At 58.7% G+C, this 26,034-nt stretch carries 22 protein-coding genes and 1 riboswitch; of the genes, 13 read left to right on the top strand and 9 right to left on the bottom strand.

The features are described 5' to 3' along the window. The first annotated feature begins 11 nt into the window (after positions 1-11). The 3 genes from M1D89_RS01105 (at position 12) to M1D89_RS01095 (ending at position 3,483) form a co-directional block, all read left to right on the top strand. On the top strand, positions 12-788 hold the full coding sequence (locus M1D89_RS01105) for a hypothetical protein (RefSeq protein WP_498643275.1): 777 nt from the start codon (positions 12-14) through the stop codon (positions 786-788). 471 nt (positions 789-1,259) lie between these two features. Next, positions 1,260-2,615, top strand: a complete 1,356-nt coding sequence (locus M1D89_RS01100) for an AAA family ATPase (protein WP_498643273.1) — start codon at positions 1,260-1,262, stop codon at positions 2,613-2,615. Beyond that, positions 2,578-3,483 (top strand): hypothetical protein, encoded by a 906-nt coding sequence (locus tag M1D89_RS01095; RefSeq protein ID WP_498643271.1) that lies wholly within the window; start codon positions 2,578-2,580, stop codon positions 3,481-3,483. The genes M1D89_RS01100 and M1D89_RS01095 overlap by 38 nt, the downstream gene beginning before the upstream one ends. 319 nt (positions 3,484-3,802) lie before the next feature. On the opposite strand, the gene M1D89_RS01090 is transcribed toward M1D89_RS01095, so the two are convergent. Continuing rightward, on the bottom strand, positions 3,803-5,035 hold the full coding sequence (locus M1D89_RS01090) for an exonuclease domain-containing protein (RefSeq protein WP_498643269.1): 1,233 nt from the start codon (positions 5,033-5,035) through the stop codon (positions 3,803-3,805). 974 nt (positions 5,036-6,009) lie between these two features. Here M1D89_RS01090 and M1D89_RS01085 point away from each other — a divergent pair. Next, positions 6,010-6,879 (top strand): hypothetical protein, encoded by an 870-nt coding sequence (locus M1D89_RS01085; RefSeq protein WP_498643267.1) that lies wholly within the window; start codon positions 6,010-6,012, stop codon positions 6,877-6,879. 158 nt (positions 6,880-7,037) lie between these two features. Further along, on the top strand, positions 7,038-7,691 hold the full coding sequence (locus M1D89_RS01080; RefSeq protein WP_498643265.1) for a GIY-YIG nuclease family protein: 654 nt from the start codon (positions 7,038-7,040) through the stop codon (positions 7,689-7,691). Positions 7,692-8,854: 1,163 nt separating this feature from the next. On the opposite strand, the gene M1D89_RS01075 is transcribed toward M1D89_RS01080, so the two are convergent. The 3 genes from M1D89_RS01075 to M1D89_RS01065 form a co-directional block, all read right to left on the bottom strand. Next, positions 8,855-9,988 carry a tyrosine-type recombinase/integrase gene (locus M1D89_RS01075; RefSeq protein WP_498643263.1) on the bottom strand — a complete coding sequence of 378 codons (1,134 nt, stop codon included), beginning with the start codon at positions 9,986-9,988 and terminating at the stop codon, positions 8,855-8,857. A 194-nt stretch (positions 9,989-10,182) separates the two neighbouring features. Further along, positions 10,183-11,022 carry a LysM peptidoglycan-binding domain-containing protein gene (locus M1D89_RS01070; protein WP_498643261.1) on the bottom strand — a complete coding sequence of 280 codons (840 nt, stop codon included), beginning with the start codon at positions 11,020-11,022 and terminating at the stop codon, positions 10,183-10,185. Positions 11,023-11,032: 10 nt separating this feature from the next. Further along, positions 11,033-11,209, bottom strand: a riboswitch (cyclic di-AMP (ydaO/yuaA leader). A gap of 390 nt (positions 11,210-11,599) precedes the next feature. Continuing rightward, positions 11,600-12,541 carry a LysR family transcriptional regulator gene (locus M1D89_RS01065; protein WP_498643259.1) on the bottom strand — a complete coding sequence of 314 codons (942 nt, stop codon included), beginning with the start codon at positions 12,539-12,541 and terminating at the stop codon, positions 11,600-11,602. 120 nt (positions 12,542-12,661) lie between these two features. On the opposite strand from M1D89_RS01065, the gene M1D89_RS01060 reads away from it, so the two are divergent. The 3 genes from M1D89_RS01060 to M1D89_RS01050 are packed head-to-tail and all read left to right on the top strand — an operon-like array spanning position 12,662 to position 15,296. Then, the gene (locus M1D89_RS01060; protein WP_498643257.1) at positions 12,662-13,654 is read left to right on the top strand and encodes a DUF1852 domain-containing protein; all 993 of its coding nucleotides are present in this window, start codon (positions 12,662-12,664) and stop codon (positions 13,652-13,654) included. Between the two features lie 20 nt (positions 13,655-13,674). Then, positions 13,675-14,721 (top strand): methionine synthase, encoded by a 1,047-nt coding sequence (locus M1D89_RS01055; RefSeq protein ID WP_498643255.1) that lies wholly within the window; start codon positions 13,675-13,677, stop codon positions 14,719-14,721. Positions 14,722-14,723: 2 nt separating this feature from the next. Next, positions 14,724-15,296: a flavin reductase family protein gene (locus M1D89_RS01050; protein WP_498643253.1), complete on the top strand. Its 573-nt coding sequence runs from the start codon at positions 14,724-14,726 to the stop codon at positions 15,294-15,296. Between the two features lie 254 nt (positions 15,297-15,550). Here M1D89_RS01050 and M1D89_RS01045 read toward each other — a convergent pair whose 3' ends face one another. Both M1D89_RS01045 and M1D89_RS01040 read right to left on the bottom strand, forming a co-directional pair. Beyond that, positions 15,551-15,919, bottom strand: a complete 369-nt coding sequence (locus M1D89_RS01045; protein WP_498643251.1) for a type II toxin-antitoxin system death-on-curing family toxin — start codon at positions 15,917-15,919, stop codon at positions 15,551-15,553. Continuing rightward, positions 15,916-16,122, bottom strand: coding sequence for a ribbon-helix-helix protein, CopG family (locus M1D89_RS01040; protein ID WP_223941739.1), 207 nt, complete (start codon positions 16,120-16,122; stop codon positions 15,916-15,918). The genes M1D89_RS01045 and M1D89_RS01040 overlap by 4 nt, the downstream gene beginning before the upstream one ends. A gap of 378 nt (positions 16,123-16,500) precedes the next feature. On the opposite strand from M1D89_RS01040, the gene M1D89_RS01035 reads away from it, so the two are divergent. Together M1D89_RS01035 and M1D89_RS01030 are read left to right on the top strand one after the other, a co-directional pair. Then, positions 16,501-16,884 (top strand): hypothetical protein, encoded by a 384-nt coding sequence (locus M1D89_RS01035; RefSeq protein ID WP_498643248.1) that lies wholly within the window; start codon positions 16,501-16,503, stop codon positions 16,882-16,884. Between the two features lie 238 nt (positions 16,885-17,122). Continuing rightward, a complete protein-coding gene (locus M1D89_RS01030; protein ID WP_498643246.1) occupies positions 17,123-18,220 on the top strand; it encodes an ATP-binding protein in 1,098 nt (365 codons plus the stop codon). A 228-nt stretch (positions 18,221-18,448) separates the two neighbouring features. On the opposite strand, the gene M1D89_RS01025 is transcribed toward M1D89_RS01030, so the two are convergent. From M1D89_RS01025 to M1D89_RS01015, 3 genes are all read right to left on the bottom strand, one after another. Next, complete coding sequence (locus M1D89_RS01025) at positions 18,449-20,695, bottom strand: ATP-binding protein (protein ID WP_498643244.1); 2,247 nt, start codon at positions 20,693-20,695, stop codon at positions 18,449-18,451. A 143-nt stretch (positions 20,696-20,838) separates the two neighbouring features. After that, complete coding sequence (locus M1D89_RS01020) at positions 20,839-22,020, bottom strand: glycoside hydrolase family 15 protein (RefSeq protein ID WP_498643953.1); 1,182 nt, start codon at positions 22,018-22,020, stop codon at positions 20,839-20,841. 152 nt (positions 22,021-22,172) lie between these two features. Then, entirely contained in the window at positions 22,173-22,688 is a 516-nt protein-coding gene (locus M1D89_RS01015) for a trehalase-like domain-containing protein (RefSeq protein WP_498643242.1), read from the bottom strand. Between the two features lie 331 nt (positions 22,689-23,019). Here M1D89_RS01015 and M1D89_RS01010 point away from each other — a divergent pair, with 331 nt between their 5' ends. The 3 genes from M1D89_RS01010 to M1D89_RS01000 all read left to right on the top strand — a co-directional run bounded on the left by M1D89_RS01010 (position 23,020) and on the right by M1D89_RS01000 (position 25,993). After that, positions 23,020-23,202 carry a hypothetical protein gene (locus M1D89_RS01010; RefSeq protein WP_498643240.1) on the top strand — a complete coding sequence of 61 codons (183 nt, stop codon included), beginning with the start codon at positions 23,020-23,022 and terminating at the stop codon, positions 23,200-23,202. A 174-nt stretch (positions 23,203-23,376) separates the two neighbouring features. Beyond that, a complete protein-coding gene (locus tag M1D89_RS01005; RefSeq protein WP_498643238.1) occupies positions 23,377-24,381 on the top strand; it encodes an AraC family transcriptional regulator in 1,005 nt (334 codons plus the stop codon). A 199-nt stretch (positions 24,382-24,580) separates the two neighbouring features. Next, complete coding sequence (locus tag M1D89_RS01000; RefSeq protein WP_498643236.1) at positions 24,581-25,993, top strand: flavin-containing monooxygenase; 1,413 nt, start codon at positions 24,581-24,583, stop codon at positions 25,991-25,993. Positions 25,994-26,034: the final 41 nt, after the last annotated feature.

The following is a 26,034-nucleotide window of genomic DNA, read 5'->3' as shown; positions in this document are numbered from 1 at the left end:
GAAAGACGAGTATGCGCAGCGAAACAAGCATTTGGGGAGAACCTCCGCGGGAACGCGAATCCAAAGGGCTTTCTGTGGTGGCCATGCCTGCCGCGGCCCTGGTTGATGCCGCGCAGCAGTTGGTTCAGATGCCTGAAGCGGAGAAGCTGAAGGTGCGATCCGGAGAGCATATAGCGGCGATTCTCATGACAGCTCTGTATCTCCTGCCCGTGGAGGTAGACGAAGACGGCGGGGTCGACCTTGTGTTTGAGCGCACCAGCGCGCAAACACCGCTCTGGCCGTTCGGCGGGTCGCTCCGCGCAGCTGTAGAGGTAAAGTCGCTCCCTGGAAGGTGGCGCAAGCACGAGTACAACATGAGGCCGGGCGACACGTACCAGGTCGAAATACAGAATGCCTTCAAGATTCTCGAACTGGGCTCGAAGAAGATCATGGAGGCAGCTGAGGCCCTGCAACACAAAGTCGGATCCTCCGACATGTCCCGGAATGCCTTCTTGATCATTCATCCCATGGACGGGTTTGCGTTGGAGCTCATCAGCGCGGGACCGGTGATCGGGCATCTACTGCCCGCCTTGGATGAACATGTAGCCCTGGACTACTTGTGGGTCTATTGGTATCCCGGATTGCTGTCCAAATGGTCCCGGAAGGAGCGCCATTGGACGGACTATTTATTCGCGGAGATCAGTCCGGACGATCCTTCGCTGGACGATGCTATAGAAGCTGCAGAAGACATCTTTCTGGAAGGTATCGGCTGGACCGGCGGATCCCCTTGGCGGATGGCCTTTACTTAGTTTTTCAGCCCGGAAGCAGTGTTCGTTCCGAAAGTCGGCCGCAGCCAGGTGTCCAGTAGTTGCAATGCAGTAGACATACAGTTGACGGCACCGCGACGACAAACGTTCGTTTAGGGAGTTCTTCGCATGTCCGGCCGCTATGACAGGGCGCAGAACACCCCCGAACTCAGCTGGCTACGGTGCCGCGACGGTCGACGGCCGGCGGTTTTATTCGGAGCCGTTGCCATGAGCATAGCGCCGACGCATTGCTCTTTACTGAAGTGCCTCTCTCATTCCTTGGACAGATGAAGGCAGCGGGGAATCACCATGTAGAGAGTCAGGCAACAGCATTCTGAGCGATGGAACCTCAGTGGGGTACGTCAGAGGGGGTGGTTGCTGGGTCTCAACGTGAGTAGTTCATGGGCGCTGACGAGCCTCTAGATGAGACATCAGTCGGATACGATCATTGCAGGGAACACCGATAGGAGCATCTTGAGCGACTCAAATGGCATTCGACTGACTTCAGTCCGGGCGTCGAAGGTTCTTTATGAATATGATCACTTCATTCAGTTCGATAATGCAAATGAGTTTGTCATAATCTACGGCCCAAACGGAATCGGCAAAACAAAGTTCTTGGAAATAATTGACGCTCTTTCCAAGCTTCAAAGCTCACGTTTACTGAGAATGCCATTCGAATCTGCGACCTTGGCCTACAGCGATGGCACGCGCCTTGAAGCCATCCTTACCCAGACCCACGCCAACGAGGAAGGCGATGACAAAATATCGCTGACCGTCACGCTCTATAGACCAGGGTTTGACCCCGTTGATTGGACCACTACCACTGACGAGTCCACCGAGTTTGAGTCCTTTCTGCTTAGAAATACTTCGTGGATTAGAGTAGGGCCAGACCTGTGGCGCGACCGAACCGATGGTGAAATCGCCGAAACGGAAGATCTTGAACATCGCTTCGGCTCTCGGCAGATCGGGCGTTCGAGGCGAGGAACGAAACAGGGGCCACCTGTTGAGATGCAGGATTTCTCTACTGGCCTGCACACCCATCTGATCGAAACTCAGCGGCTGAAAATTGAGGAATATCTAGATAGAAATTCCCGAATCCACAGTGGCCGGAGCAGTCGGCCCCAAACAACTATTGTTGAGTATGCAAATCAAATGCAAAAATTGCTCGCCGATGCGCTGGCTGATAACTCAAAAATTACGCAGCAACTTGACAGAACATTTCCAAACCGGATGCTAACTCAGCGTGTTACACCGGTACGAAGTGAGGATGAGCTCCGCCAGGAGTATGAATCCCAGAATCGCTTCCGAAGCCGGTTGGCAGAAATCGCACTAATTGGCCTCGCGGCTGAACTCTCACTACCGCCTCGCGAGCTTGAACCCTACGAGCTATCCATGCTTGAGCTTTACCTTAGTGACGCTGATCAAAAACTCCATTCCTTTGAAGCGTTACTATCTAAAATTGAGCTCCTTGAGCGCATAATCAATTCCCGTCTCTTGGGCAAAAAATTGCATATCAATGCTCTCCAGGGCCTTGCGGTCAGGCATGACAATGGTCGAGACATCGACTTGGACGCACTATCGTCCGGCGAACAGCATGAGATTATTCTCATGTACGGACTACTCTTCAATGTTGAAGCCGGAAGTCTTGTCATGATCGACGAGCCGGAAATTTCTCTGCACATCAGTTGGCAGATTAACTTCATAAATGATGTTCGAGAGATCGCGAATCTTTCAGGTTTTCAATTTATTGTGGCAACGCACAGTCCTCAGATTATAAATAACTGGTGGTCCCATGCTGTTCAGCTTGGCCCGGAGAATATTGAGTTATAAGATGCAGCGGCTCCTGAATCCTGATATTGCCTATGCTTGGATAAATATGCAAAGACAAGTTGATCGCCACCTCTTCCTCCTGGTTGAAGGCGACGACGAGGACACCATTTTGTATGGGCACTTGCTTCGAGAACAGATCAGCGTTCTCGTCTTGGGCGGAAAGCCGAATGTGCTAGCCACCGGCCATTTGCTTGCCTCGCAGCCGGTAGCGGGTGTCTACTCCATGATCGATCGTGACCTAGACGATCTCACCGGGAAGACTGCCAATTATCCTCCAAATCTTGTAGCGACTAGAGGCTATGACTTAGTTTCAGACGTAGTTACCTCTAGGCCTGACATTTTTGAGCGCGCTCTTCGGGTACACGGCGTAGACGCCTTTGAGAATGTTGAGCAAATTACTGGAGCCAAGCTTACTGATATTTGTTCGAGCATGTGCTTGAAGCTGGCTGCACTTCGCTTGGTAAATGAAGTTGAGAATTTAGGACTCAATCTCCGCGATTTTCCTTTTTCCCAAGTAATCAATGGGGACTTCTCATCAAAAGGCTATTCGGCTTACATTATGGCGGCCAATGCACGTTCACCGATCAGTGTTGACATCCCCGCCGTTGAAACCCTAGTTCGTGAAGCCGCCCTAAGAATCAATGGGGACGTAAGGTTCTGCGGAGGTCACGATCTGGTTGGAGCCGCCGCCGCAATACTTCGTCACGGTGGTGCAAAGTCGGCTGGAGCAGGAGCGCTGGCGGCAAGCCTAATCACTGCTACAGATTGTGAGACCCTTCGTCAGCTCCCCGTGAAGGAGGCTATACGGAATTGGGCGGACAGCCACTCGCGCAATGTATTCCATTGCGCTTGGGCGACAATCAACTGAATTGTCCGTATCTAGCCCGAAGAGACACCTTCTGGGGCCACCAGTGAAAGGCGCGATCCCCTTGAGGTTGCTCAGATGCGCTTTTCTGAGATGAATACCTACGTAGCTGAAGTGAAGTGTAGGGCAACGCGATGCAACAATCACTTGTTCAATGCGAGCCGTGGCGCCGTAATCCCCAGACTTTCGTGCCAATTGTCCAAAGCGCCTTGGACAATTACCGCCGTGACCAGCGCTGGAGAACTAATTACGTCGTTAAAGCCACCACCTGAAACTTAGTCGTCCGTACACGTCCGTTGAGCGACGGCTACTCGGGGTTGAACTAGAAGCTGGGCACGCCAAGGACGTCGTAGAGAAAGTTTTCCGCTACGACGGGGATTCCGTACTGCCGGGCCTTCGCCGCCTTACCCGATAGGCTGTCGGGATCTGCGGCGATCACAAGGTCAGTTTTCTTCGTGGCTCGTTCTGCGACGACATAGCCCATCTCCGTTAGGAAACTGGAGAGTTCACTTCGCTCGCGTGTCATGGCCCCGGTCAAAACAAGGGTTGAGCCGGGACGAATCTTTCCTGTGACCGGCCCGGACTCAGCTGCTACCGCGGGCGGGTTCCTCAGGGCATGCTCGAGCACTACCCCATCCACGTCCAACAGCGCCGCCGCCTGGTACAGCTCTGCCTCCTCGGCAGGTGTAATGATGCCGTCAGCCCAAGCAGCAATAGCGAGTTGCTCAACGTAGTAGGCGTGAAGTTTCCGGCAGCGGTCCTGACTGATGCCCAGTTCATCAGCCAAACGGACCAAGGCGCGTGTTTCATGGACCGAGAGGTGCGAGTCCAGCATCGCCTGCCCAAGAAGATCCAGGTACTGGTCGTGCTCTTCCGGCCCGGTGTAGTCGGGCATGTGCGCGGTGATACGCGAGAGGAAGTGCTTCTCGACCGCACCCAGGGCATGGCGCTTGTGGGGAATGAAAGCCGCTGAGCCCGAATTACGGGAAGACCACGACAGCGACGAGGCGACACCCAACGCCTGTGACCATTCCGGTCGATCGGGGTCGAGATCTATGTACCGGCCGAGGAGCCCGGCTGCTGCCTCTGCGTCGTCGCCTGCGCAGTGAGCGCGATAGTTCTCGATGCTGAAGAACTCGCAGCAGTGGGCCAAAGACCGTGCGTTGCCGACGACGTAGTCGTGGGCAAGTCGCATGGTGCATAAACCTTGAAGGAACCCGTCGGGGATTTCGATACCAGCCCTGGTCATCTCGTAGCCGAGGAAGTCAGAGTCGAACCGTAGATTGTGGGCCACCATGATGCAGCCCTGCAGAACCTCCGTCAGCGCCGGAACCACCTCGGGAAAGGTTGGCGCATCAAGTATGTCGGCCGCGCTGATCCTATGGATACGTTGAGGGCCAAGATCCCTCTGGGGATTGACCAGCGTTTCCCAACGATCCAGAATCGCCCCGCTGGAGTCAACGCGCACCACGGCGATTTCAGCAACACGATCATGCATCGACGGGAATAGCCCTGTGGTCTCCACATCGACCACGGCGAACATCGGCTCAGACATTGTCCACCGACTCGGGTGCACGCGTAGGCCACGGGCGAGCGACCGGACCCCCGGCTCCCTTGTAGTAAGAGCGTGACTTCTTCAACCGGTCGTTTTCGATCTCTTGCCAATAATTGAGGAGTTGTATGCACCCATTAGCAATACGCAGCGCCTCGACGTTGACTGGGTCTTCACACGCTGGGCTGCTTTCCCACACGCTTGAGAGTGGGGGAGCGGGCCAATCAATGTCCTGCAGAGGGGCGCGTCCTGCAGAGGGGCGCGACGCTGAAAGTCGGGAAGCGGTAGGCCTGCCGCCTTGGCTTCCTTGCGGGCGGTTGCCGTGGTCGCGTTATACTCGCGGCGGCTATCGTTCTCGGCCCAAAAGAGTCCCTGGAGATAGTCGACCCATGACGCACAGTCTCTAAGGAAGTCCTCCGGTACAAAAGCCGTCGTATCCAGGACCACACGTTCCTGGCAGTGCTTCTGCGCCCGCGACGTCAGGAAGACGGGCCGGTTGTACGTGAGGCTCAGGAAAACCCGCTCGTCGAAGCCCTCGGTGACGACGGCATTCGTTGATCCCGCCCGTCCCGACCCCGTGAGCGATGCAGTCGAAACCTGCCAAACAGCCCAGCGGCCATCGTGAACATCCAGGACCGCGATCCCGTGCGCATTAGAGCCAGTTGCCCCTCTTCGACACGCTAGTCATTGAGCGCTGGTGAGATGCCCACAATGGGGGCTACTCTCCATCGGAAAGTCGTTTAGGGTTGCGGCCCGGTCGCCGATCCAAGGAAGGGCCGAAATTGGGATCTGGTTGAAAGGGCCTGGGCCTGGGTCTCGAACAGTGGTGCGGTAATAACCAGAGGGACCGGACCTCAGATCTGGCAACAACGAGTATGCGCCAAGTCCAGCCTTGCCGCACTGATGACCGCCTCTCGATGTGATTGGTAGAGTCGGGCCCACCGGGGTCGAGACCCCGCATCATTTGAGGGGAAACAATGGGGCTTGGATCTTGGATCAGAAGCATCTTCGGTGAGGCACAGGGTGTGCAGCACCCGGATTTCGAGCAAAGTCGCGCCGATCAGCCGATCACGCTTTCGATATCGTCGCAGTATCACCAGTGCCTCGAGGTAGCGGGCACAACAACTTTTGCGAAGGACGCCGTTGCCGCCTTGGTGGACCGCCAGGAGGTGGGGGAGCGCGGTTATTACGAGGGGCAAGCCCAGCTGCAGCGGGAGCCGGATAACCTCGTTGATGCCAAAGCAGTGGCCGTCCTGGTGGCGGGTGAGAAGGTGGGGTGTCTCCCTTCTTACGTGGCTCGGGACCTACCCCTCCCGATCGGGGCCAGTGGGGCGGTCGTGTACCAGCTTCACGTACTCCGAGATAAGAAATTCATGGCCAAAGCCTATGTTTGGCTGGGAGAAGGGGAACCGCAGTGGGCCTACTCGCAGGACAATCCACCAGCGCTCTCGTCAACGGAGAGAAACAACAGCTCCCACGTGGCTATGTCCACGATGGTCCGAGAGGCTCTTCAGGGTGGTGGTGAAAGGGCGCAACAGTTCAAGCGGGGAATGGTTGATGGCGTTCATTACCTTGAGCTGGTCGAACCGATCAAGCAGCTTAAGCGTGAAGGCCGGCATGAAGAAGCACTCGTGCTTTGCTACAAGGCCATTCAGGCTGCAGAACAAGATGCTGGCGGCCGGGAGCCCGCGCCGTGGTACACCGAACAGGCGGCCATCGTCCACAGAAAGCTGGGGGAGAGGGATAAAGAGATCGAGGTCTTGAGGCGTTGGTTGGCGCGGTGCCCGGGCAGCCGCCGCGCAGGCAGCAAGATTGCCGAGCGCCTCGCGAAACTTGAGGCGAAATGAAGCCAAGCGGACCGGAAGGGCTGTCCGGACAGCAGCCTGGCACCAGTGGTTTGTTCGCCGTTCGGATGAGCGGCCGGACGCCCCCGCGAAAACACTTTGGGGAGACTCTTCGCACCAGCCGATATGGCCACCGGTTGATAAGAGACGAGTACGCCCTTGTGAACAAACGGAGATCAACTCGGCTGCCCCGGGAGCTATATACAGACGCCGCCTGGGAAGACGAGGCATGGGCCTTCGAAGACGAAGATTATATCCTCTTCAACGACGAATACTGCGCGATGCAGCGCAAAGCGGCATTGGAAAATTTCGACCTAAACATGGACTTCTTCAAGCAGCTGTCGGGCAAGGCCTTCATGGATGTTGTGTCCAGGACGTCTTCAGCCCACAAAAACTTGGGGGTCGTAACCAATTTGTCCGACTTTAGCGGCGTGGAAGGCATCTACGTGATGGTCCTCGACAGATACAAGCAGATCTACGTTGGTTACACGGGCGATATCCGGGCACGGATCAAGCGCCATTGGAGCGGAACTAAACAGTTTGATCGACTCATCTTCGGAAGCAAGGACTCATCCGTTTTATCAATTGATTCGTTCCGTGCTCTGGATACTTCCCGCATTTTCGCGGCCAAGACCACCAGAGGCTTGGAACAGGAGGGACGTTTGGTCAGCGCACTTCCACCTGACTTCCTTCTGAACCGTGTCCCCGGTGGCGAGAGGATCATGGGCGCTCGATTCTTCCCCTGGGAAATCAAGCGGCGCCTACTGAAGCCAGTACGGCCCGAGGAACCTCACCCCGAAGACGTAGCCGAGTAAGCCTGCGCCTCCTCACGGCTTGGCGGCAGATCGACTCCGGAAACCGCGAATCTCCACCAACGAGCCTTGAGTGAGACGGATCCGGCCAGAGTTGTCTCACTCAGCAACAAGAGCCGGACTTCTGGGCTCCGCTCGGAGCCAAATCCGTTGAACATTGCACCCCGTGGGGCTGAAACGGTCACGTCGTCGCAAAATATCGCCGATGTGGCCGCGGGTGATGCGACGGTGGCCACCAGCTCATGGCTGGTGGCCGCCGCTCCCGTTTACGGGATGTTGTGCCAGAACAGGCGGGCAACATCAACGGCTAGCCTGATGATGTTGACTACCAGGTTCCAGGCGCCCCATGGTTCTTCACGTTTCCGCTGGGATCCCATGGCGGCACCTCCTCCCGGAGGAACAGGGCACGGCACGCACGTGTTTGTAGGCACAACAGCGTTGCGCCCTACATGCGTAGGGCCATAGACTCAAAGTGTGGAGTTTGAGGTTCTACAGCCCTCATACCGCACCAATGAGCGCACCGCTCAGAACGTGGATCCGATGCCAGTCGGGTCCATAGTTCGTTAACGGCACAGCAGGCTGTTGCCCGATGTTTCAAGCCTAGCAATGACTTCTAGTGCGTCCCGCTGGTTTCCTTTTATCCACAGGCTTTGGAGTGGCGTTAGGGCGGGAAAAATAGGGAAAACGCTGGGACGCAGATGTGCTTTTTGGTGCACTCAAAGTTTATATAGACGCTGAGTCCACGAAATAGAACCTGAGTGCGCCAAATGCAGTGTCCAGAGTTAGGGAATCTTCCAGGAAGAAAATTTCTTTAAGAAACTTTAATCCACAGATCTCTACCACGTATCCGAGAGCCACAACCATGGGCGATAAGCCTCGGACTCTACCGGCGGTTCAAAATCGGACGAGGCACGATGCCGGTCGCAGCGTTCGGCAGACGGCCTCTGCTCACGCCGTAGGCACCGTGATGACTAACGTCCCAAGGGCCAATCAGTGCCTCGCTCTCAGTCCAAGTTTTTGGCAGCACTTCGAGGCGTAAACGCTAGACTGAAAGTATGGGCTTTATGTCCTGTCATAATGACAACTTGACATAACGTCCGTTATAGGTTTCGTCGGACAGTCGCTGGGGGAGTGCTGTCCGAGCGGCCAAATTCCAACTTCAACTTTCACTGCGAAGGATGGATGAAGCCTTGAATTGAGCGTTCGGTTGCGTCCGCGCCATCCTGAAGTGCTTGGGGCATGAGGTGGCCGTAGACCTGTTCGGTTGTCCGCACAGATGCATGACCAAGCCGGCGTGAAATGGCGAAGAGCGGCATAGCGCCGTCCTGTAGGAGCCAGGAGGCATGCGTGTGTCGCAGATCGTGGATCCGTGGCGACTTCGTCAGCCCGTTAGTTTGGGCTGCTTGGACGGCTGGAACCCACAGGTGTTGCCAGAATGGCTTGTGGCCGATACGGGCCCCTCCAGCTGTGGTGAAAACCAGGTCGTTGCCCACCTTGTCGGATAGCAACGGGCGGAGCAGGTTCACCAGGCTCGTGTTGATCCCAATCGTACGTTTTCCCGCACCGGTTTTGGTGGGGCCTAGGTAGTAGCCCGACCTTCCATCCCGTTTCCATGCTTTGTTTATTCGTGCGGCAGGTACGCGCGACGTGAGGTCGATATCGGCTGCTTGGACGGCGGTTGCTTCACCGAATCTAGTTCCTGTCATGACGAGGAACTGCACAAAGGCTGTGTAGTTCTCGTCCATGCCGTCGAGGAGCAAGAAGAATTCTGCAGGGGTAAGAAACCGGGCGCCGTCGTCCACGCGCTCAAGCGTTGGCAATGGTACGCCCCGGCACGGATTGCGGGTGGTGTATCCAAGTAGTTCGGCAGTATTCATGGCCGCCGATAGTAGCCCGTGCATGTTGTGGATGCTTTTCGGTGCGATGCCTTTTGACGTGAGGTACTGGATCCACTGGATGATGTCTCGATAGCCGAAGTCCTCAAGCGCTACATGGCCTATGGTCTGTCGAATGTGCAGGTCAAGGATTCGCTGGTAGGTGGCAACCGTCCCGGGAGCTGGCCGGATGAGCAGATCGATATGTTCTTGGACCACGTCGGCAATAGTCAGAGACCCTGGCCGGCCACTCAGCGCCTCGGGTTCCGGGAGCCGGCCGTGGCAGTGGAGATGCTCGACCAGGCTGCTCGCTTCCTGCTCAGAGGCTACGGTCAGGCGGCGTTGGCGTCGAGTCTCGAGATCACGCCAACGCAAGGAGTATGCGATGGATCCGTCCCAGCGGAGGCGGGTGCTGATGCTGACCACGAGGGAAGGCTACGCCCTGCGGGTCGTTGTTTCCAAGAGCTGGTCCGCCTCTGACTGGTCCTTCGCGGGTGTCGAGCTTCCAGAAGTAACGGCGGAGCGATATGCCTTGGTCGGGGCAGGGAGTCTGAAGATCAACAACGGCCGACGACGGCGGGCGGCTGGGTGACGCCCGCCGCCGTCCCGACCGGTAGGGGTCAGGCTACGCGGACGAAGGATGCGCCCTGGAGCCAGCTGAGGGAGTGGACCTCCGTCTTGAAACCGTCCACGCCGCCGCTGACAACCTGGCCGTTGCCTGCGAAGACGCCGACGTGTCCGGCGGTGATCACCAGGTCACCCGGGGCAGGGGTGCCCACGACGCTGCCGTACTGGAAGAACTGGCCCGGGGCCAGGTCTCCCACGCTCTTGCCGGCAGAGCGCAGTGCCTTCTCCACCATGGCGGTGCAGTCCTGCTGCATTCCCAGTTGGGAGTACGCGGAGGCCAGGATTGCCGAGCCGGCTGAGCCGGTGGGGGCCTGGGCTGGAGCCGAGGTTGAGGCCAGCGCGACGCCTGTGTTGGTGGGCGTAGCCGACGCCAGGGCAGTCTGGGCTGTCGGTGCCGGGGTTGTTGCACCCTCGGACGCCGACGCGACTGTCGCGGCCGCTGCCGCACCCGTTTGCCCTGCGCCGGGGATCTTGATCTGGCCGCCCGGATAGATGACCGTGCTCAGGGACATCCCGTTGGCGGCCAGGACGTCGTTGAGGGATACGCCGTTCGCGGCGGAGATCTGGCCCAGGGTGTCGCCGGGGACGACGGTATGAACGTTGGCTGCGGCCGGTGCAGGAACCAGAGCCACAGCTGCCGGTGCACTTACCTGGCCCTGAACAGTGGCTGCCCCGGAGTTGTCAGGTCCGCCGACGCTGGCCTGTGCCGGGGCGCTGAAGCCGAAAAAGAGGCCGGACGCGGCGGCGACTACGAGGGCCGGCCGCCCGAGCATCATGGTGCGGGACGTGGTGGGGGCTGCGCGATGGCGTGCGGCAGTGAAGATCTTGGACATGGTTGGTTGCCTCTCCCATGCCTGCGGGGTGAGCTGTCGGGTTCGGGTCGGAGACACCCGGCCGTACGCCGTTCAGGACGGTCGTATGGCTTAACCCCAAGGCCTCGGATGAAGCCATGGAAAAGTGGTTCCCCCGTCCCTGCCAGTTGATTGCGTTGGGGTCCCGGTTCAGCGGCAGGGCTCGGCATACTGACGGGTATGTCCCAGCTTTGAACCAGGACACCGAGCAACCTTAGCCGCTGCTTTTCCCAGATGTCACATTCCGATAACGGAATATAGGGTTGGCGTTCACCCTGATGCCGCCTCAGATTCACCCATACCAGGACTGACGTTGCAGGTCAGCGACGGGAGTCCGTATACGCCCGGTAGCTCACCAATACGTATCACGGTCCTCAGCCCAGTCCTCCTATGTACCTTGGCTGGGTCGCTACTACCCGGAACGGGCCGGTTTCCTCGCCGGCGTCCGCCCCGCCCATGCTAACGACGGCGACGGGCCGGTACGGCACCAGCAACCCGCTCGGCTGCAACAAAAACGTCCAGTCACCGAAGGGGTAAAGACCCGCCCGCTCACCTGGGGTCAGTCGAGTAGCGCTACGCCGAACTCGGCGACGACGGCCCGCAATTCCCTGAGGTAGTGCTGCGCTTGGTCTGTGAGCGGGATCGCTGCGTGGCCGATCCAGCCGATCTCGATGCGTTCGTCAACCTCGAGCGGGATAGCGACGATCTCCGGGTCGAGCTGCCCGCTGATGATGCCCGTGGAGATCGTGTAGCCGTGGAGCCCGATCATGAGGTTGAAGATCGTCGCACGGTCAGAGACCCGGATCTCCTGCTTACTGGACATGGTGGAGAGAATCTCCTCCGCGAAGTAGAAAGAGTTGTTCGCACCTTGATCGAAGGTCAGCCGCGGCATCCCGGCGAGATCATCGAGGGTCGCACGCTCTTTTGAGGCGAGCGGGTTGTTCCGTGCAACGAAAATGTGAGGATCGGCGAGGAAAAGCGGAGTAAACGCGAGGCCGGATTCCCGGAGCAGCTTGGCAATGACCTTCCGGTTGAAATCGTTCCGGTAGAGGATGCCTATCTCGCTGCGGAGCGTCCGGACATCCTCAATGATGTCCCAGGTGCGGGACTCACGGAGCGAGAACTCGTATTCGGCCACATCAGTGGCCTTGACCATCCGGACGAAGGCGTCCACCGCAAAAGAGTAGTGCTGCGTTGACACCCCGAGCAGACGTCGCCGCGGTGGCCGGCCAAGATAGCGCTGCTCGAGGAGAGCGAACTGCTCCACGACCTGCCGCGCGTAGCCGAGGAACTCTACCCCGTCGGCGGTGAGGGTGGCCCCGCGGGCGGAGCGAATCAGGAGCGCACGGCCCACCCGGGCCTCAAGGTCCTTCATCGATGCAGACATTGTCGGCTGCGCTACGTAGAGAAGATCGGCAGCCGCGGAGATCGACCCCTCGGCTGCAACTTCTATGAAGTAGCGGAGCTGCTGCAGGGTCAATCCGCTCGAAATCTGGGCCATAGGCAAATTCTATATCAATGCATAGCAACCACTAGTTACCTGATACCCCTCCTAAAGCTGCACCATGGATACATCACCTTCGGAAAGGCCGTCTCCGGCCCATCAACGGAATGGCAGCACATGGCAGACGACTTCACCTTCAGCATCACCACGACCCCCTTCGACGAGGACTACTCCCCCTCGGAAGGCTCGCGGATCACCACGAATTTCGCCAACCTGGCACGCGGCGAGCACCGCCAGGAGAACCTCCGCAACGCCTTGACCATGATCCGGCGCCGCTTCAACGATCTCGCAAGCTGGGACAACCCGGACCGGGATCGTTACACGCTCGAGCTTGAGATCGTTTCCGTGCAGATAGAGTTCACTGCCGAAGGCACCGATCAGAAGTTCCCCCTGTTCGAGGTTCTCGACATCCAAATCGTTGACCAGCTGAACGGGGTCCGCCACCAAGGGATCGTGGGGAACAACTTCTCCTCCTACGTCCGTGACTTCGACTTCAGCGTCGTACTGCCAGCGGCAGCAGCGGAGGCAGGCAAGCCCACCGTTCCCGAGGACTTCGGCGATCTGCACGGCAAACTGTTCCAGCAATTCCTCGATTCCCCGGCATGCCAGGAACGCTTCCCGCAGCCACCCGTGGTGTGCATCAGCGTCTCCACGACCAAGACATACCGGCGAACGGAGAACCATCACCCCGTCCTGGGCGTCGAGTACCAGCAGGACGAGTTCTCACTGACGGACGCCTACTTCGCAAAGATGGGGCTGCAGGTGCGCTACTTCATGCCACGCGGCAGCGTTGCGCCGCTGGCCTTCTATTTCCGCGGCGACCTGCTCAACGACTACTCCAACCTGCAGCTCATCGGCACCATCAGCACCATGGAGACGTTCCAGAAGATCTACCGCCCGGAAATTTACAACGCGAACTCCGCCGCCGCCGTCGTCTACCAACCGAGCCTGGGAGAGCAGGATTACTCGCGGACCCAGATCGATTACGACCGCGTCGAGCGCAGTCAGCTCGCGGTCACTCAGGCGAAGTACACGGAGGAACACTTCATTACGCCCCACAAGGATCTATTGGACCAGTGGACCGCCAAATACCCCGCCCTCGTCAACTGACCCACGGAGAAACGTCAATCATGAACACACTTTTGCCCACCACTGTTGTTGGAAGCCTGCCCAAACCATCGTGGCTCGCACAGCCGGAGACTCTGTGGTCCCCGTGGAAGCTGGAGGGAGATGCGCTGCTCGAGGGCAAGCAGGATGCGCTGCGTATTGCCATCCACGAGCAGAGCCGGCGCGGTATCGACATCGTCAGCGACGGCGAGCAAACCCGCCAGCACTTCGTCACCACCTTCATAGAGCATCTCAGCGGGGTGGACTTTGAACAGCGCAAGACCGTGCGCATCCGCGATCGCTACGACGCGAGCGTGCCTACCGTCGTCGGGCCGGTGCGCCGCGAGCGGCCGGTATTCGTCGACGACGCGAAGTTCCTCCGCGCAACCACCGACCGGCCGATCAAATGGACTCTTCCCGGTCCCATGACCATGGTGGACACACTCTTCGATGACCACTACAAGAGCCGCGAGAAGCTGGCCTGGGAGTTCGCTGCGATCCTGAACCAGGAGGCGAAAGAACTCGAAGCGGCCGGCGTGGACATCATCCAGTTCGACGAGCCCGCGTTCAACGTCTTCCTCGAAGAGGTCAAGGACTGGGGCGTCGCTGCGCTCGAGAGAGCGGCAGAAGGACTGCGCGCGGAAACCGCCGTGCACATCTGCTACGGCTACGGGATCAAGGCCAACAACGACTGGAAAGCGACGCTCGGCTCGCAGTGGCGGCAGTACGAGGAAACGTTCCCGCTGCTTCAGAGCTCCAGCATCGACATCATCTCGCTGGAATCCCAGAACTCCCACGTGCCCATGGACCTCATCGAGCTCCTCCGCGGCAAGAAAGTCATGCTCGGGGCAATCGATGTCGCAAGCGAAACCATCGAGACCCCGGAGGAAGTCGCCGACACCCTCCGCAAAGCCCTGCAGTTCGTCGATGCGGACAAGCTCATAGCCAGCTCCAACTGCGGCATGGCACCATTCCCCCGGGACGTCGCACTGGCCAAACTCAGTGCCCTCAGCGCAGGAACAAGAATCGTTCGCGAGGAACTAGCCCGCTCCGCACCCAAGGTGTCCTAACAATGTTTCACGCCTACCCCCCAGACACCTGGCTGGGGGCTCCGAACCAGAGCTTCCCGTCCTCCCTCTCAGCCGACGAATTCAAAGCACTGTTCCGTGGCCACCCAGGCGGTGTCGCCGTCATCACGGCCGATGCCGGCGAAGGACCGGTGGCACTGACAGTATCGTCCGTGGTGTCAGTGAGCGCGGAACCTCCGTTGCTGATTTTCTCGGTCTCGGCACTGTCCTCTGCGTCTACGGTGCTTTCGCGCGCCGAAACCGTCGTCGTGCACCTGCTGGACGCGCACGACGTCGACTTGGCGAAGTTTGGAGCGACCCCCGGCGCCGACCGCTTCAACCAGACGCACCGCTGGTCAGCCCTTGCAACCGGCGAAGCGGTGTATGACGACGTCCGCGCCTGGGTGCGCTGCGCCGTCATCAACCGCATGGAGGTAGGGACCTCCACCATCATCGCCGTTCACGCCCTGGAGTCCCGCGTGATGCGTGACGTCCCAGCGGGAGAACCCGGCGACGCCCTGGTCTACCACAACCGTTCATGGCACCGTCTGGGCGAGCATTCCAAGCTCGAAGGCTGAGCGCCGCGCCAACAACGCGAGGCGCCAAGACGAACAACGCTCGACGGCGGGAGGTAACTCCCGCCGTCGTCGTCGTTAACAGCGGAGCCCATCGACTTCCTGAACGGCTGGGATGCAATACGCAGGTTTTATGCTGACTACGAGGACACGCTACGCCCGGCTGTCCAGGCTTCCAATGGTTCTGCAACCCAAAGAACCCCTCAACGCGGACTCGATATGGCGCTGGCCGCTCCCGCATGGCGAATTGAGGAAGATCAGCGTGGCACCAGATGCCGGGAAATCTTGCCGGCAGAATCCCGCAGTTCAATGGCGCCTGCGGCGACACCAACGACAAGCTCGAATCCCTCGTCTGTGGTGAAGTCGTGCCTGTAGCCGTTGACCCACAGCAACAGCGCCATGAGCGTCCAGGCAGTTCGTTTGTTCCCATCAATGATTGGATGGAACCGGGCCACGGACTCAAGCAGCGCAGCGGCCTTCAACGCAAGATCTGGATAAGCTTCTGCGCCCATGACGGTTGTAGCCGGCCTGGCCAGCGCCGAAGCCAACAAGCCAACGTCGCGGATGTGGAAGCCGTACCGGTCAACGACCTGAAGGGCGTCTTCAATGTCGAGGTACGCTGTCACGCGTCCTCAAGCCGGGTCAGCAGCTCAGCATCGTGACTCATGACGAAATCAAGGCCTTCGCTAATTTCACGTCGGCGGGCATGGCGCTGCAGAACCAGCTCCGCGCCTTGCAGCAGGAGCGCGGACTTGGAGGTGTGTTCCTCAGCGGCCAACTTCTCCAATCGGCGATCAAGGTCTTCTGGGACACGCAGATTCATTGCCATGACTCAATGGTACCAAATCGGTACCTTCCTATTGATGCCGCCCGGATGATCCTCAGTCAAGTGACAGGCAACTGAATCCCGGCGCCACGCTGCGCAGACCAAGCATCATTGTGCTTCTGGTGGGTCCGCCGCGGCGGGCGGAGGAGGAGTGAATCGTGCACCCGACGCAATAATCACTGGTTTACTTTACATAAGATCAATTATCGGCGTTCGAGGGGGGCGAGTAGAAGTGGCTGAAATAACTCCCGTTCCCTGAGTAATGTGGCGTTTCCGCTGGTCACCCGCCTCGCCCCAGACGAACGTGCTCGTGGCCTGGGCTGGTCACGCGCAACCTTACGTAGACTGGTGGTCACGGCGTCGACGGGAAGCAGGCACAGCATGAGGGCAAAAGACGCGGTCGAGGCATCCGACAGCCTCCGACTCGCCGCGGGTGAGCTCGCCGAACTCAGTGAACGGCTCGACAGGCCCTCTAGTAGCGGTCAGGTCCTGGGTGCCCTAATGGACGCGCAACGCTCCATTGAGCATGCTCTGCGCGAACTCGCCCAATGGCACAAACGCACCACGCCGGGAGTCCAATTCGCGGAACATCACGACGAAAGCGCCGTCGGCGTCTCGATAGCCGTCGAACAGCTGGACCTCTCGGTCCGGCAGGCGGCGGGGTTGCAGGAGATGCTCAGCCGGGCTTATGAAGGCAGCGGCGTGGTGCGCTGGTTCGATGAGGAACAGGAGTCATCAGCACATCCGATTCTTCCGATCGGCTGATCCCGAGGTCGACGCGCGCTGACGGCCATCGGCCTGCCTGGCCCGGCACCGTTTGCAACAGACCACCCTGAGGTCTTGCATCAGTGCTCTAGCGTTGCTGGTGTTGAAAATCGATAGCTTCTGCCGCGCTGGACATCCCGGACGGAACCACCGGTCGACGAGCGATGCCCGGGTGGTGCCCTTGGCGGAGTAGACTCACAAGGACTCACAAGACTCACAAGGACTCACAGGATCTGCGATGATGAACCCTTTCCGCCCAACTGCTGGCGCCACTCCCCCTGAGCTCATTGGCCGCGAGGGGATGCTCGATGAGTTTGAGTACGGCCTGCAGCTTGGCTCCGGGGCTCCCGGATTGCTGACCATCATCACAGGCGCCCGCGGCATCGGCAAGACTGCCCTACTCAGTGCAGCGCAGGGCACGGCCGCCCGGCAAGGCTGGGTTGTTGTTCCCGAGACGGCCACACCGGGATTCGTTGGACGGATCGGCGAGACCATGCGGCTGCACCTGGACGAACTCGGCTCCGGCCCGACCGGTCGCAGGATTACAGCGTTGGGCGTGGCAGGGTTCACCGTTACTACCCAGCTGCCGCCCGAGCGCCAGGTTGACTGGAGACGGTTGGGAAACCAGCTGCTGAACCTCCTCGCGGAGAAAAAGACCGGGCTGCTCTTCACCGTTGACGAAATCCACTCGGCAGACCGTACAGAACTGTCCCAGCTTGCCGCCGACGTCCAGCACTTCATCCGCGACGGGCTTCCAATAGGACTGATCTTCGCCGGGCTGCCGGCAGCGGTCTCGGACCTGCTCAACGAAGGAGTAGCAACATTCCTGCGCCGGGCAGAACGCATCGACCTGCACGCCGCGGCGATTGCCGATGTCGAACGTTCCTACGCCAGCACTTTCCGCGACGCGGGCATCAGCATCGGTAGTGACTTGGTCCGGTACGCGGCTGAGGCAACCGGAGGGTACCCGTTCCTGATCCAGCTCATCGGATACCAGTTATGGCGGCAGGCCGAAATCAATGACATGGCCTTGGAAAAGACAAACATCACCCAGGCCATCAATGCTGCGACCCGTCGCCACGAGGCGACCGTCATTGAAGCGGCACTTTCCACCGCGTCTGACAAAGACAAGGATTTTCTCCGTGCCATGGCCGAAGACGACGGCCCCGTTGTCGCAGGCGACATCGGAAAACGGCTCAACGCCAAGAGCAACGTCGTGGCCAACTACCGGGCACGTCTCATCGCAGCCGGACTCATCGAAGCCCCTGCATACGGCAAGGTCGACTTCGCCATCCCAGGCCTGCGCGAATACCTCCGCAAAACAAGCCCCCAATAGCCGCATCCTGCGCGATGAGCACCTGAACGACTCAATGCGGAGGACTCACAACCGAACCTGACTCATAGCTAACGAAACGTCCATTATCGGCGTTTAAACAACGCGAGTAGAAGTAGCTGCGAGAACTCCCATGCCGCGAGACCTCCGGCGTTTCTCCGGGTCAGCTCGTCTATGCCGGGAATGAATTTCATGTCCTTGGGTCTCCTCACAGTTGTGGGAATTTTCTCTTCAGTTTTCAAGCACCGATCGTTGATTAACCCACGATGCGATTTGAGTGCGTGACTTCAAACCTAGCTTCGCGAGAATGCTCTCCACGTGCCCCTCGACGGTCCTGGTTGAGAGGACTAGGTTGTCAGCGATCTCCCGATTGCTCTGTCCCGCAGCGATCAGTTGGGAAACTTGAAGCTGCCTCTTTGTGAGCGTTTCCACGACCCCTTGAGCAGCCGACTTATGGGTTGGGCGCGCTAGGCCCAAGAGATGAGCTATAACTTCGTCGGCACCCATTTTGTAGCCCCGGGCCACTGCCTCACGATGAAGACGGGGACCCAAGGCTCTCGCTGTTCGCTCCGCCGCCCGGTCATGCGCGCGGGCAAGTTCCGGCCCGAACGCGGCAATGCTGCTCTCCACGGACTCCCAACTGCGGGTTGCCATGCCGCTGACCATGGCCGCGTCCTCGTACTTTGCCAACTGGGCCAGGGCTCCAAAGACCACTTCAAGGTTGAGTGCTGTGACGACTTTATCGTCAAAGATTAGAGAGCGGTTCAGGCTCTCGTGGGCGTACTGAAGTGCCTTTTCCGGATCTCCCTGGGCCCAGGAGCAGTAGCTCTGGGACCAAAGATTCACGGACTTCACGTAAGTTTCTCCGAGGCTTTCGCTGAGTTCAATTGCTTCAGTAGAAACCGCGTCGGCTTTTTCGTAGTCCGACATTACCGCGTAGGCGACACTCAGCTGCAGGAGCACAAGCATGATGCCCTCGATGTGATTCTTTTGCCGGCTATGAGCCAGTGCTCCTTCGAATAGGGTTGCGGCACCCTCCGGGTCTCCGCCGAAGAGCAAAATCGTGCCCGACCACGTTTGAACTTGGGACTGAAGCTCCTCAGCTTCCAGCAGGGCTATCTGATTCCTGCATTTCAGATTCTCGATTAGTCTCGTGCACGAGTCGAGGAGCTCCCGTCCTTCAGCAAGATCGCCTTGTACAGCAGCTGCCCAAGCGGCGATGCAGAGTGCGCGTGCTCGATCAACTTCTTCATGACCGGGTGTTGCAAGGGCAAGATGCAGCCAATGCCTTCCCTCACTGACATATCCGCCCACCATCCAGTGGAATCGCAACTCGGCGGCAAGCAATAGCACTGACCCACCTTTAGCCTCGGGGAGGGAAAGTAGGTATGCGAGGGCACTTCTAAGGTTCTCGTGCTCCAGACGTAAATGACCTATCAAAGCATCCTGTTCTGTCGACCAGAACTCACGGGTGCTGGTTTGCGCGAGTCTCATGTAGTACAGGGCATGCCGTTGTTTCAGTTCATCGTCCTCGCCGAGTGATTGAGCGCGTTCGAGGGCATATTGCCGGATTGTCTCGAGGACCCTGTACCTAACGCTGCTCGGCGTTACGATGGCGATCAGGACCGACTTAGATACCAACGAATCGATCAAGGGGAGAATCTGGCCGCGAGGGAGAACTGTGTCTGAACAAACTTGTTCAACGGCTTCAAGGTCAGCGCTTCCTGCGAAGACGGACATCCTTCTCCATAGGACTTGCTCTTCCGCAGAACAGCGATCGTGACTCCAATCAATGAGTGCTCGCAGTGTCTGCTGACGGGCCGGCGCCGTTGGGCTCCCTGACGTCAGAATGGCAAAGCGGCTCTTTGTCCGCTCCAGCAGTTGCCCGATGCTGAGAGACCGAAGACGTGTGGCCGCTAGCTCCAGAGCAAGCGGGATGCCGTCGAGCCGCGCACAAAGTTCCGCAGCTGCTGCCACATTTTCATTGTTTATGCGGAAATCCGGTGAGTTCGCCATTGCACGGTCACAAAGAAACGCCAGTGAATCGAAGCGACGGACAGCTGTCTCGTCTAGTGCTTCGCCCTGCTGTGGTAGTTCAAAGGGCAGAACGGGAATAACCCTTTCGCCTCTGATGCCAAAGGGTTCGCGGCTTGTCCCCAAGACATTCAGTCGAGGACTGTTCTCGAGGAGCGACTCGACCAATTGTCGGCAACCGCTGAGGATATGCTCGCAGTTGTCTAGCAGTAATAGAAGATGGCGTTCGGCAAGGTAGGACATGAGTTGAGCAGCCGCGCGTTGGGTGGAGATCGCTCGAAGTCCCAGCCCAGATAAAAGGGCGTCGGGGACCAGCGCAGGATCGTCCACTGATGAAAAATCAAGGAACCAAACGCCGTCATCGTAAGATGGTCTTACCGTTGCCCCGACTTGCAGGGCAAGTCTCGTTTTTCCCACTCCCCCGGGCCCCACTAGGGTGACCATTCGTGACCCGCTCATTGCCTCACGCACGTTGATGAGTTCCCGACGACGGCCAACGAATCTGGTCAACTGCAGGGGCAGATTTCCCGATCCTGAAGCGGACCTCATCGACGCCCGGAATTATTCATTGCTCAACCGATCAGACGCTAATCGTGGCCTGCGACGGGGCGTCGCGTGACCGCTGGATTCCGGAGACCTCTGTAAGCCATGCTCAACCGATCGACTCCATGCATGGCGTCCGCTGCTCGGACGAGAGCAAGATGTGAAAAGGCCTGCGGAAAATTGCCAGCCATGCGATTCTGATCTCCGTCGTATTCCTCGCTAAGAAGGCCAAGTTCGTTTGTTAAGCCGACCAACAGGTCCATAAGAACTTGAGCCTCGGCATGCCTTCCCGTGCGGGCGTACTGCTCCACTAGCCAAAAAGAGCAAGCAAGAAAAGGATGCTCTCCTGGTTCAAGTCCATCGACTCCGGTATCAGTGAGGTACCTCATCAAGAGCCCATTGCTGGTAACAAGTTCATCTTCGATCCGGGTGACTGTTCCCAGCATCCGCTCGTCGTCGTAGGCAAGAAATCCAACCTGAGGAAGCACTAGTAAGGCTGCATCGGTCTGGGAACCGCCGTAGGTTTGCGTGAAGCTGTTGAGATCGCTGTTGAAACCGCGGTCCATCACTTCTGCGTGCAACCGGTCTCGTAGTGCCGACCAGTGAGCGACTGGCCCGGAAAGCCCATGATCGCAAACGGCCCGAACACCGCAATCAAAGGCCGCCCACATCATCACCCGTGAATGCGTAAAGTATCTGCTCGACCCGCGCATTTCCCATAAGCCGTAGTCCTCGTCGTCGTAGTGTTGCTCGATAAACGATAGGAGCGCCCGTTGAAGGGCCCAGGAGAAAGAATCTTCCTGCCCTCCGGCCAACCGCAGTCGTTCCAGAGCGACCATCACTTCACCAATGACGTCAGCTTGGTATTGGGTAGACGCAGCGTTACCGATGCGAACCGGGGCTGATCCGTTATAACCGGGAAGGTGCTCCAAAACTCTTTCCGGCAGATCCCGCTCGCCCGCTATGCCGTACATTATCTGCACGTCTTCGGGATCCCCGGCCAAAGCCCGAAGCAGCCAGTGACGCCAGCTCAATGCTTCCGATTCGTAGCCGTGTGTCAGCATCGATTCAAGGGTGAGGGCCGCATCCCTGAGCCAACAAAACCGGTAGTCCCAATTGCGGGTTCCCCCGAACTCCTCTGGCAGGGACGTGGTGGGAGCTGCGACAATTCCACCGGTCTCGAAGTGAGTCAAGGCCCGCAGTACGAGAATTGAGCGTTTGACCACCGGGCTGTACGGACCGTCCTGGCGGCAATTGCCGCCCCATGTCGTCCAATAAATGAGAGCCTGCTGAAGTGCCCCGTCAAAGTCGGTGGGCGAAGGGGGTTCCCGGTATGACGGGAACCACACTAGTTCGAAATCCCTTTGGTCGCCCGCAGTTACATCGATGGTGCTGCTGTGGCCTTCCAGGTGCGGAGCCGAAGTGGGTCGCAGTACAAGGCCCAGGCATCCGGGCCGGCCATCGCTTGAAGGGAGTTTCGCTCTTTTGTGCCCGTTCTACTCATCCACGGCCTTATGGCGCCATATTGGGGCCTGATGCTTATGTCCTGGCTAACTCTGACGACCCCCGTCAACCCGTTGACGCGACGCAGAAGTGATGAAGTCGGTCGTCCTACGGGCATGAAGTCGGTAACCAAAACCCGCCCCCTATTTGTCTCCCAAGTTGTCTCCAATATGAAAGTGGAGTCAATATAGTGGCGATCAATCACATGCGCTGAAGCATCGTCGGGTGCCAGGACCCAGCGACCATTGGCCTCAGTTCCCAGCAGTGCTGCAAACGTCGCTGGGGAGTCGAAGCGGGGAAAGCAGAGCCAATCGATGCTGCCCCTCTTGGAGACCAAAGGCCCCGTAGCAAGGTCTGACAGCAGCGCGTAATCCTCAATCGATTCCGCCATACGCCTACTAAAGCACACCTGCAGCACGCAATGGCAGAGGTTAGTGGATAGTTCGCGAGGTCCAGGCGTCCGGGCACGATGCCGAAGCCTTCCGCAGGTAGGACTTCCCAAACCTCAGAGAAAGTGCAGAATATGTGCTGATTATTGAACTTTACCCGATGAAGATTGCTGCCCAGAATAGCCGTAGAAGCAGGGCGTTGAGCCCAGTTAGCCGCCCGACGGGAAGATCAAGTAGTGAATCAGGTAGTTTCCCCCGTCCCAGGCCCCGCACTCTTGGGGATTCTAGGGACATCAGCAATCCTCAAGTGATGCAGGAAAGGTGGCGTAGGTTATGACGCGAGAAGAAGCTTTCGTAAGTTGCCCGGCGGACTCCTACGTGGAGTTCTACGGTGGAGAGTGGTTGATTGTTCCCTACAAGCCGGTCATGCAGCCGCGATTCTTCATTTGCCACCCCGGTGGGCGCCCTTCGAGGGCTACCGCCCACCCAAGCACCGGACTTACTGTTTTCCAGTAGCCCGCCTCGGGACATCAGGCATCACCACCAGGCGTTGCCGTGTTGGGGGCCTTGTTCCCTGGTTGAGGTATAGACCTGTACTGATGCAGGTTTACAGGACAGTAGCTTGGGTTATACGGAGGTTTCCCCTCCTGCGCTCAAGGCTGAGCGAAGAGCCTAACAAGGAAGTAAGGCATGCAAACTCCCGGGGACCAGCCTCGCAAAAGCGGACACTTTCAGGTTGTAAGCGAGCGGGCAACTTCCCTCGAAAGTGCCAGCGTTGTAGGCGGACGGCTTTACCACCCCCACCGCGCTACCCCTTTGAGTTCAGGAGAGGCACTGACTTTCTCCGTGGAGGCGCTGGTAAGCGCTGACCTGACAGTAGGATTCATGAAGTACAGCGGCGGCGTGTACATCAAGACACCCCCGCTGGACGATTCCTATCACGTCAACGTTCCTCTGGACTGGCCGCTCAAGACGGCAAGTGGGGACATTTCGCGGGTTATCGAAACCCGCAGCGCTGCCGTTTATCAGCGGGGTCAGCATGCCATCATTCAGGGGTGGGAACAGGAAGGGCGGGTCCTCGCTCTGAAGATCTCAAAGGATCTTTTGGAGCTGCGTGCAGCGGAGCTCTTCGGACATCCTGTACGAGACCTTCATTTCGACCTGTCCCTGCCGCTAAACACCCCGCAAGGACATGAGTGGCTCACTCTGCTGAAATTGCTCACTAACGGTCTTTCGCCGTTGGGCACTCTCACAACGAATCCTCTCCTAAGCGGGGCGTTACAAGACTCAGTAGTTTCAGGCCTGCTCCTGTTAACCGGTGGCGCCGGGCTTGAAGGAGCCGCCGGCGCGGTGGAGCGACGCCAGGACAACTTAGTTCAGTTGGCTGTTGCCTACCTGGACCGGTTCGCCGACCAACCAATCACCATGTCGTCTCTGGCCGCCCATGTCGGGGTGAGTGTTAGGTCCCTCCAAGCCGCCTTCCGAGCTGACCTGGACACAACTCCCCACGAATATTTGCGCTCAGTGCGCTTGGAGCGTGCCCGCCAGGAACTGATCCTTGCTACCGCCCAGGAAGCGTCAGTAGCGCAAATCGCCCGACGGTGGGGTTTTGGCAATCTGGGACGTTTCGCGGCCTATTATTCACACGTTTTTGGGGAATCTCCGAAGGCCACTTTGCGCAACACTCTCGGCTAGAAGCCCCACTTCTGGCCGCTTTACGCAAAGCCGTTGAGCTGCTGGGTGGCGCGGCTCACACTGGAATCCGTCGCACTTAGAGGCGAGAGATAGCAATAGCGCGGAGGCCCACACATCGGAGTGTTGCCGACGGCATAGACGCCGTCCTGGCCCACCCAGTGACACCGAGGTCACCCGCGCATGAGGAGGGAACTGCCACATGAACGAAACTCAGACTTCCACACCGGCCCTGCCGACAACATTTGCCGTCATCGGCGCAGGACCTGCGGGTCTGGTCGCAGCCCGGGCGTTCAAGCGTTACGGCCTTGAAGTGGAGATTCTTGAACGGTTCAACAAACCCGGTGGAATCTGGAACATCGACAACCCGGGCTCCCCACTGTACGAGTCCTGCAACTTCATCTGCAGCCGGGACGGCGGCGGATTCATCGGCTACCCGATGCCCGAAAGCTACCCGATTTATCCCCGCTGGGATCAGATTCGCGACTATGTCCACGGCTTTGCCAAGGAAACGGGCCTGGAAGAGCTGATCACGTACGGCGCTGAAGTTACTGAAGCCCGGCCCGTTTCAGATGAGCGCGGCGACTACTGGATCGTTACGCGCGCCGATGGCAAGACTACCGAGTACCGCGGCGTCGTTTACGCAGGGGGTGCGCAGTGGGATCCTTTCATCCCTGAGATTCCCGGCGTCGAGACCTTTACTGGTGAAGTTATCCACAGCGCCCGCTATGACTCCCCCAAGCAGTTCCGGGACAAGCGGGTCCTCGTCGTAGGAGCAGGTAACAGCGGTGTCGACATCGTCTCCGATGCTGCTTTCCATGCGGATAAGGCGTACCTGTCCACGCGCCGGGGGTACTGGTTCTTCCCCAAGGTTGCCTTCGGCGCAGCGGTGCCGGATATCTTCCAGGGCAACGCCCAAATCCCCGCCACCAGCCTCTTCGACACTCCCAACTTCGAACAGGCTGTCGAGCTCATCGTCGCCGGGGTTGGTGATCTGTCAAAGTACGGTCTCCCCCAACCCGACCATGCCCCAGCTACAACCCACCCGATTGCGAACAACCAGGTCCTGCATGCACTCTCCCACGGCCTCCTTGAGCACCGCCCGGGCATCGAACGGATCGACGGCAGCACCGTCCACTTCACCGACGGCCGTTCGCTCGAACTTGACCTAATCGTGCTGGCTACCGGATACGACCTGCACATCCCGTGGCTCCCCGACGGCCTCGTGGACGAAGTCGAAGGACACCCACAGTTCCTCCTCGGAGCCTTGGCCCAGAATGTCCCCGGGCTGTACGCATCAGGTGTGCTTCACTTCGCCGACTGCACCTTCTCAATGTTCGACGAACTCGTCCAGGTCGCTGCCGCAGACGCCGCCGCAACGGTCACAGGCGAGAACCTGGAGAACATGCAACGGTTGCGCCGCGAATACCGGCCCAACCTCCAGGGAGACTTCCCGTTCCTGCAGGTCCGAAGGAATGTCAACCAGATCGACGTCCCCACGCTTCGTCGAGTTCAGGACGAGCTCCGCACGGAATACAACATCGAGATCCCAACGCACCCGGGCAGTGACGACTTCTACGAGTCCCCTGCACTCGTGGCCGCAGCCACGGTCTGAACACCCTAGCGGTGGACCATTCCACCGCCTTCGCCAAGTCA

The sequence above is a fragment of the Arthrobacter sp. D3-18 genome (assembly GCF_054408525.1).
This window is presented reverse-complemented; position numbering and strand designations above follow the sequence as displayed.

Coding starts and splice junctions, on each gene's coding strand:
- M1D89_RS01030 (WP_498643246.1), top strand. CDS start 17,123: ATGATGAACCCTTTCCGCCCAACTGCTGGCGCCACTCCCCCTGAGCTC.
- M1D89_RS01065 (WP_498643259.1), bottom strand. CDS start 12,541: ATGGCCCAGATTTCGAGCGGATTGACCCTGCAGCAGCTCCGCTACTTC.
- M1D89_RS01005 (WP_498643238.1), top strand. CDS start 23,377: ATGCAAACTCCCGGGGACCAGCCTCGCAAAAGCGGACACTTTCAGGTT.
- M1D89_RS01010 (WP_498643240.1), top strand. CDS start 23,020: ATGACGCGAGAAGAAGCTTTCGTAAGTTGCCCGGCGGACTCCTACGTG.
- M1D89_RS01060 (WP_498643257.1), top strand. CDS start 12,662: ATGGCAGACGACTTCACCTTCAGCATCACCACGACCCCCTTCGACGAG.
- M1D89_RS01015 (WP_498643242.1), bottom strand. CDS start 22,688: ATGGCGGAATCGATTGAGGATTACGCGCTGCTGTCAGACCTTGCTACG.
- M1D89_RS01000 (WP_498643236.1), top strand. CDS start 24,581: ATGAACGAAACTCAGACTTCCACACCGGCCCTGCCGACAACATTTGCC.
- M1D89_RS01025 (WP_498643244.1), bottom strand. CDS start 20,695: ATGGTCACCCTAGTGGGGCCCGGGGGAGTGGGAAAAACGAGACTTGCC.
- M1D89_RS01055 (WP_498643255.1), top strand. CDS start 13,675: ATGAACACACTTTTGCCCACCACTGTTGTTGGAAGCCTGCCCAAACCA.
- M1D89_RS01040 (WP_223941739.1), bottom strand. CDS start 16,122: ATGGCAATGAATCTGCGTGTCCCAGAAGACCTTGATCGCCGATTGGAG.
- M1D89_RS01070 (WP_498643261.1), bottom strand. CDS start 11,022: ATGTCCAAGATCTTCACTGCCGCACGCCATCGCGCAGCCCCCACCACG.
- M1D89_RS01050 (WP_498643253.1), top strand. CDS start 14,724: ATGTTTCACGCCTACCCCCCAGACACCTGGCTGGGGGCTCCGAACCAG.
- M1D89_RS01105 (WP_498643275.1), top strand. CDS start 12: ATGCGCAGCGAAACAAGCATTTGGGGAGAACCTCCGCGGGAACGCGAA.
- M1D89_RS01035 (WP_498643248.1), top strand. CDS start 16,501: ATGAGGGCAAAAGACGCGGTCGAGGCATCCGACAGCCTCCGACTCGCC.
- M1D89_RS01090 (WP_498643269.1), bottom strand. CDS start 5,035: ATGTCTGAGCCGATGTTCGCCGTGGTCGATGTGGAGACCACAGGGCTA.
- M1D89_RS01085 (WP_498643267.1), top strand. CDS start 6,010: ATGGGGCTTGGATCTTGGATCAGAAGCATCTTCGGTGAGGCACAGGGT.
- M1D89_RS01095 (WP_498643271.1), top strand. CDS start 2,578: ATGCTGTTCAGCTTGGCCCGGAGAATATTGAGTTATAAGATGCAGCGG.